The following is a 6,080-nucleotide window of genomic DNA, read 5'->3' as shown; positions in this document are numbered from 1 at the left end:
GACCAGGGGAGGGGCTGCGGTGTCGTTTCGCGAAGTGATCGAGACGGTGCGGCTGCGGTGGCAGGTCGCCGCCGTCGTGCTGCTGATGACGCTGGCGATGGGCTGGAAGGTCGACCATCCGCCGCGGGTCTACCAGGCCACATCGGTGCTGCTGTTGGTGCCGCCGCAGGAGCCGAGCGCGCCGAACGCGCTGGCGGCGGCGACCCCCTCGATCGCGGCGACCGGCCTGGTCGTGGACACGATCCTCAACGACTCCTCGTCGGCGGACAGGCTGCGCGAGGCCGGGGTGACGGGCGATTACTCGCTACTGCCGCGCAACAACGGCACGGTGCAGACGCCGAAGTACACGGTCCCGGCCGAGCAGCTGACGGTGACCGGGGCCGATCCGGACGCGCTGCTCGCGAGCATCAATGCATTGTCGAAGATGTTCGTCGAGGAACTGGCCGACCTGCAGACGCGCGCCGGAGTGCCGCAGTCGCTGCGCATCACCACCCAGCAGTTGGTGGCGCCGGCGGTCGCTCAGGTGCACGGTTCGAAGCTTCGGGGGCTCGCCGGGGTCGCGGTGCTCGGCGCGACGGGCTGCGTGGTCCTTCCGCTCTGGTTCGACCGGTACGTGCGGCGCGGGAGCCGGCGCACCAGGGGCGGCGGCGGGCGCCTGCGGGACAAGCGGAACAAGAGCACGGAAGGGTCAGCGGACGTGTCGGAGAGGGTCCCCGCATGAGTATGGGCAACACCGCGAGCACGACGGCCACCGCGAGTGCGCCGGGAAGGCCGGGCACCCGCATCGCCGCGGACGCGGACGTGCACACCACCGCGGTTCTCGGCGAGGGCACGTCGGTGTGGAACGGCGCGGCCGTGCGCGAGGACGCCACGCTCGGGCGCTCTTGCGTGGTGGGCAGGGGCGCGTATCTCGGGCCCGGCGTGCGCGTCGGCGACAATGTCAAGATTCAGAATTACGCGCTCGTATATGAGCCTGCGGTCCTCGGCGACGGTGTGTTCGTGGGTCCGAGCGTGGTGTTCACCAATGACGTCAACCCGCGCGCGGTGACGCCTGAGGGCCGCTTGAAGAACGCCGAGGACTGGGACGCGGTCGGAGTGACGGTGCTGGAGGGCGGCTCGGTCGGCGCGCGGGCGGTGTGTGTCGCACCCGTGACGATCGGGCGGTGGGCGATGGTCGCGGCGGGCGCCGTGGTCACGCGTGACGTGCCTGACTTCGCGCTGGTGCTGGGTGTTCCGGCCCGGCAGGTCGGCTGGGTCGGGCGGGCCGGGGTGCGGCTCGCCCCGGAAGGCGCGAAAGGCGACGGGCGGTTCGTGTGCCCGCGGACGGGCGCTGTGTACGTCGAGACGGACGGCCTTTTGGCGGAAGCCGGCACCGACCCGCGCAGCCGCGCCGACGCGGAAGCCGGCGCCGCATGAGCGGGACGGCTGCCCGCCCGCGGCGCGCGGTGATCGTCGTGCTGAACCTGCCGGTGCCCGATGACCATCGGGTGTGGGCGCAGGCGCTGGCGCTGCGGGACGACGGCGTGGCCGTGACCGTGGTGTGTCCTGCGATCCGGGATAAGACGCCCGGGCGCGCGAGGATCGACGGCGTCGACGTGGTCTACTTCAGGTCCTTCGAGGGCGCGGGACGGCTCGGCACGATCGTCGAGGGAGCCTGGACGACGCTCGTCTCGACGCGCGCGGCGAAGCGGGCGCTGCGGCGGCCTTCGAGCGCCCGGACGCTTCAGGTGTGCAACCCGCCGGACATGCTGTTCGGCCTGCTGCGCTGGGCGCGCCGGCGCGGCTGCCGCACGGTGTACGACCAGCACGACGTGGTGCCCGCTCTGGCCGGTTCGCGCCCTGCGTTCCGCAAGCTCGAACCCTTCTTCCTCGCGTGCGAGCGGCGCACCGTCGCGGCCGCCGACGCGGTGCTGACCCCGAGCACGCAGCAGGCGCAGCGGCTGCGGCGGCTCTACGGCCGCGAGGCCGTGGTGGTGCGCACGGCGTCGGTCGTGGCCGGCGCGGCCGGCGCGGCCGGCGGGCGCGAGCGCGACGAAGCGGACGGGTGTGTCCTCGGCTACCTGGGCGTGATCGGGGAGCAGGACGGGGTCTGCGATCTGATCGAGGCCGTCGACGTGCTGCGCGGGCGGGGGCTCACCGGTTTCCGGGTCGAGGTGGCGGGCGACGGACCCGCGCTCGCCGCGGTACGCGAGCAGGTGACGCGGCGCGGGCTCGACGATCTGGTGCGGCTGCGCGGCTGGCTCGGGCCGGGGCAACTGGTCCCGTTCCTCGACGGGATCGACGCGATGACGGTGCCCGACCCGGATGTCGAGTTCAACCACTACTGCGCGATGAACAAGGTTACGCACGCGATGGCCCGCGGCATCCCGGTCGTGCTTCGGCCGCTGCGGGAGAACGCCATGCTGGTCGCGGACTCGGGCGTGGTCGCCAAGGACATGAGCCTGCCGGCGTTCGCCGACGCGCTGGAGGCCGTGGTGCGCATGCCCGAGAAGGAGCGCGCGGAGGTGGGCGAACGGCTGCGCGAGATCTTCGCGGCGCAGCTTTCGTGGGAGGCGTCGGCGCGGCGGTACCTGGAGGCTGTGTCGCCGGCCGCGTGATCCTGCCGGGCCGGCCGGCTGTGTCATGCTGTTGCGGTGTCGTCACTCGCGCCTTCCGGCGGGGTCGAACCGGTCACGCCGGACCCGGCCCGCCCGGTGCGCCGCGCCCTGCTGACGCAGTCCTGGCTGGATCTGGCTTTCCTGCACTGGGCGGTCGCGCCGCAGGTGGTGCAACCCCTGCTGCCCTCCGGGACGCGGCCTGACGTCATCGACGGCCGGACGTACGTGGGCCTGATCGCCTTCCGCATGCACCGCATCGGCTGGCTGGGGCTGCCGGGCCTGCCGTGGCTGGGCAGCTTCCCCGAGACGAACGTACGGCTCTACTCGGTCGACGCCGCGGGACGGCGCGCCGTGGTGTTCCGCTCGCTGGACGCGTCGCGGCTGCTGCCGGTGCTCACGGCGCGGCTCGGTTTCCGGCTGCCTTACGTGTGGTCCCGGATGTCGGTGCGACGCGAGGGCGACGTGATCGAGTACGCCGGCCGCAGGCACCGGCCGGGCAATCCGTCGACGAGCTCGCATATCAAGGTTCGAATCGGTGAGCCGGTGGCGCGGCCGAGCGCGGTCGAACACTTCGTGACGGCGCGTTGGGGCCTGCACTACGCGCCGCTGCGCCGCACGCTGTACCTGCCGAACGAGCATCCGCGGTGGCCGCTGTTCCGCGCGCATCTGCTTGAGCTGCGCGAGAACCTGGTCACGGCGGCCGGGCTGCCCGCGCCGGACGGGCCGCCGGACAGCGTGCTGTACTCCCCCGGCGTGCCGGTGCGTTTCGGGGCACCACTGCGGGACCAGACGCGGCCGTGACAGGGCGGCCGTAACAGGGCAGGCGTGACACGGCGGGCGCATCGAGACGACATGATGCCCTCGTGCTACGCAGCGTTTGAGAGCGCTTGGCGCACCTGTTCGAGTTCCGGCGCGGTGTAGTCCCGGTCCTGCGCGATGGCGCGCAGCAGGTCGCGGGCCTGCGCGATCCGCGGGTCGTCTTCCGTGATCACCCGGTGCGATCCGTCGGCGTCCCGCAGGACCGCGCGGTACTCGCCGGGCAGCCGGCTGCCGAAGTTGCGCGCCAGGATCGCCGCGATCCGCACGAGCGCGGTCAACTCGTCCTGTGGCAGCGCCAGCGCCTGCGCCCCGCTGCCGACGTCGGCGAGAACGACAGCACCCTGCAAATACGTTATCGGCCTCATCGTTCCTCCCCGTTCCCCGCAGCCCGCGACCGCCGGAAAATCCACCGTGTGACTGTGCGGACGATCTGCGTGAGCGAATCGGTTCCGTCCGCGGCGCGGACTGCGTGCGCACGGGGCGCGGACGGGGCGCGGACGGGGCGCGCGTCACCGGTCGATCGGGCGTCCGGAGATCCGGAGCCCCGGCCCTCATAGGATCGACCACGAGGCGCATGGCCCCGGTAAAGGGAGAGCGGAATGACCGAGCTGGTGCGGATCGCCGAGATTCTTGAGGCGCGCAAACGGATCGAGGGCATCGCAGTACGGACCCCGCTGTTGCCGTGCCCCTGGGCGGACGCCGACCGGCCGCTGTGGATCAAGGCCGAATGCCTCCAGAACACCGGCACGTTCAAGATCCGCGGCGCGGTCAACGCCCTGGCGTCCCTCGAACCGCGGGAGCGGGACGCGGGCGTGATCGCGGTCTCCAGCGGGAATCACGGCCGGGCCGTGGCGTACGCGGCGGCTCGCCTCGGCGTGGACGCGCTGATCGTCATCCCGCACGGCTCGGCCGAGAACAAGGTCGCCGCGACACGGGCGCTGGGCGCGACCATCGTGCGGGTACCCGCCGAGGAACGGGAGCAGGCCGCACGCAGCCTCGCGGCGCAGACCGGGCGAACGCTGATACACCCCTTCGACGATCCCCGGGTCATCGCCGGCCAGGGCACGATCGGGGCGGAGATCGCCGAGCAGGCGCGGGAACTGGGCATCGAGGTGGACGCGATCCTCGTGCCGGTCGGCGGCGGCGGACTGCTCTGCGGCATCGCGGTCGCCGCGAACGCGCTGATGCCAGGCGTCGCGGTGCACGGCGTCGAGCCGGAACTCGCCGCCGACGCGCACGATTCGCTCCGGCGCGGCGAGCGCACGACGTGGCCGGTGAGCGATACCTGGCGCACCGTCGCCGACGCGCTGCGCTCCACCGCCGTCGGTGAGCTGACATGGCGGCATCTGCGGACCCTGACGGCGAGCGTGCTGACGGTGTCCGAGACCGCGATCCTCGACGCGGTCCGCACCCTCGCGGACAGCGCGCACCTGGTTGCCGAGCCGGGCGGCGCCGTGGGCGTGGCCGCCTACCTCACACGGCTCGATCAGTTGCCGGCCGGTCGCGGCTATGTCGCGGTGGTCAGCGGCGGCAATGTCGCGATGGACGCCTATAGCAGAATTCTGACTGGCTGGTTCTCGACCGGCGGCGCAGGCGGGGTTTGACGCGAACCGCCACCCGGGCTGTCCGCGGGGCGCTCGCCGCGGACGGCCCGCGTGATCCGGTATTCGCTGAGCGCTGCGGCAGCGGCAGCGGCTGGGGGTCAGGACGCCGTCGTGCGCTCAAGCCGGTCGGCGGACTCGCCGCCGGCCTCCGCCTCGGCCGGAGCCACGCCCTGACCGGAGGCCAACGGCGAGCGGGCCAGTTCGATGTACCCGGCCGCGATCGCGATGAGGCCGAGCACCTGCGCCGCCAGCCACCAGCCGAACCGGATGTCCTCGGCGAACAGCAGGCCGCCGTAGCAGGCGCTGATCAGCGCGTCGCCGATGGTGAGCATGGGCTGTGAGGCGACCAGCGTGCCCGCTTGCAGCGCATTCTGCAGCAGGAACAGCGAACCGACCCCGGCCGCCGCGGTCGCGTACAGCTGCCAGGTGGTGAAGAACGCCCCGGGGCCGTCCGCGAGCGAGGCCATCGCCTGCTTCATCAGCGCGGCGGTGAGCGCGTAGCCGCAGGCCGCCGCGAGGCCGAGCAGCGCGGCGCGCGGTTCGCCGTGGGCGCGCACAGCCGACACCAGCAGCACCGCTTCGAAACCGCCGGTGGCGATCAGCGCCAGCACCCACAGCTGGTTCGACGCCCGGTCCACGCCGCCGGAGGGGGCCGCGGCGGCCAGCGCCACCGCCAGCCCGGCGGTCACCGCAGCGACCGCCACCCAGGTGCGCGGCGGCAGCGAGACGCGGAAGAGCAGGCCCGCGATCAGCAGCGCGAGCGGAAGTTCGATGATGAAGATCGGCTGCACGAGGGCGACCGGCCCGGTCGCCAGGGCCGTGGCCTGGAACAGCGCCGCGGCGGCGACCATGCCGATGCCGGCCAGCCAGATCCGGCGGCGCACCAGATACGCGAACAGCGAAAGCCGGAACGCCCCGTCCGCGGGTGCCTCGCTCGCGGCACGGCGCTGCAAGACCGACGCCGAGGCGTTGCTCAATGCCGTCAACACCGCGAACAACACACAGATCACGAAAATCAGCTTCCCGCTCTGCCGCCCCCGACACCCGACCACGGGTCCTA

General features: G+C 72.7%; 7 protein-coding genes. 5 read left to right on the top strand and 2 right to left on the bottom strand.

The window, feature by feature from the left end:
- From KGA66_RS10065 to KGA66_RS10050, 4 genes are all read left to right on the top strand, one after another.
- Positions 1–721 (top strand): hypothetical protein (locus KGA66_RS10065; protein WP_211467046.1); only part of this gene is annotated, 721 nt, incomplete at its 5' end.
- A 2-nt stretch (positions 722–723) separates the two neighbouring features.
- Positions 724–1,416, top strand: coding sequence for an acyltransferase (locus KGA66_RS10060; protein WP_211467052.1), 693 nt, complete (start codon positions 724–726; stop codon positions 1,414–1,416).
- Positions 1,413–2,597 carry a glycosyltransferase gene (locus tag KGA66_RS10055; RefSeq protein ID WP_211467044.1) on the top strand — a complete coding sequence of 395 codons (1,185 nt, stop codon included), beginning with the start codon at positions 1,413–1,415 and terminating at the stop codon, positions 2,595–2,597. Before KGA66_RS10060 ends, KGA66_RS10055 begins: the two co-directional genes overlap by 4 nt.
- A gap of 36 nt (positions 2,598–2,633) precedes the next feature.
- Positions 2,634–3,398: a YqjF family protein gene (locus KGA66_RS10050; protein ID WP_211467042.1), complete on the top strand. Its 765-nt coding sequence runs from the start codon at positions 2,634–2,636 to the stop codon at positions 3,396–3,398.
- A gap of 65 nt (positions 3,399–3,463) precedes the next feature.
- Here the strand turns inward: KGA66_RS10050 and KGA66_RS10045 are convergent, their stop codons facing one another.
- Complete coding sequence (locus KGA66_RS10045) at positions 3,464–3,781, bottom strand: hypothetical protein (RefSeq protein ID WP_211467040.1); 318 nt, start codon at positions 3,779–3,781, stop codon at positions 3,464–3,466.
- Positions 3,782–4,015: 234 nt separating this feature from the next.
- Between KGA66_RS10045 and KGA66_RS10040 the strand changes: the two genes are divergently transcribed.
- The gene (locus KGA66_RS10040; RefSeq protein ID WP_211467038.1) at positions 4,016–5,020 is read left to right on the top strand and encodes a threonine ammonia-lyase; all 1,005 of its coding nucleotides are present in this window, start codon (positions 4,016–4,018) and stop codon (positions 5,018–5,020) included.
- A gap of 98 nt (positions 5,021–5,118) precedes the next feature.
- Here the strand turns inward: KGA66_RS10040 and KGA66_RS10035 are convergent, their stop codons facing one another.
- Positions 5,119–6,030, bottom strand: a complete 912-nt coding sequence (locus tag KGA66_RS10035; RefSeq protein ID WP_211467036.1) for a DMT family transporter — start codon at positions 6,028–6,030, stop codon at positions 5,119–5,121.
- Positions 6,031–6,080 lie beyond the last annotated feature (50 nt).

The organism is Actinocrinis puniceicyclus (assembly GCF_018283645.1).
In the GTDB taxonomy this organism is placed as follows: Bacteria; Actinomycetota; Actinomycetes; order Streptomycetales; family Catenulisporaceae; genus Actinocrinis; species Actinocrinis puniceicyclus.
Note: the sequence above shows the minus strand (reverse complement) of the source record. Positions and strands in the feature narration are given on the sequence as shown.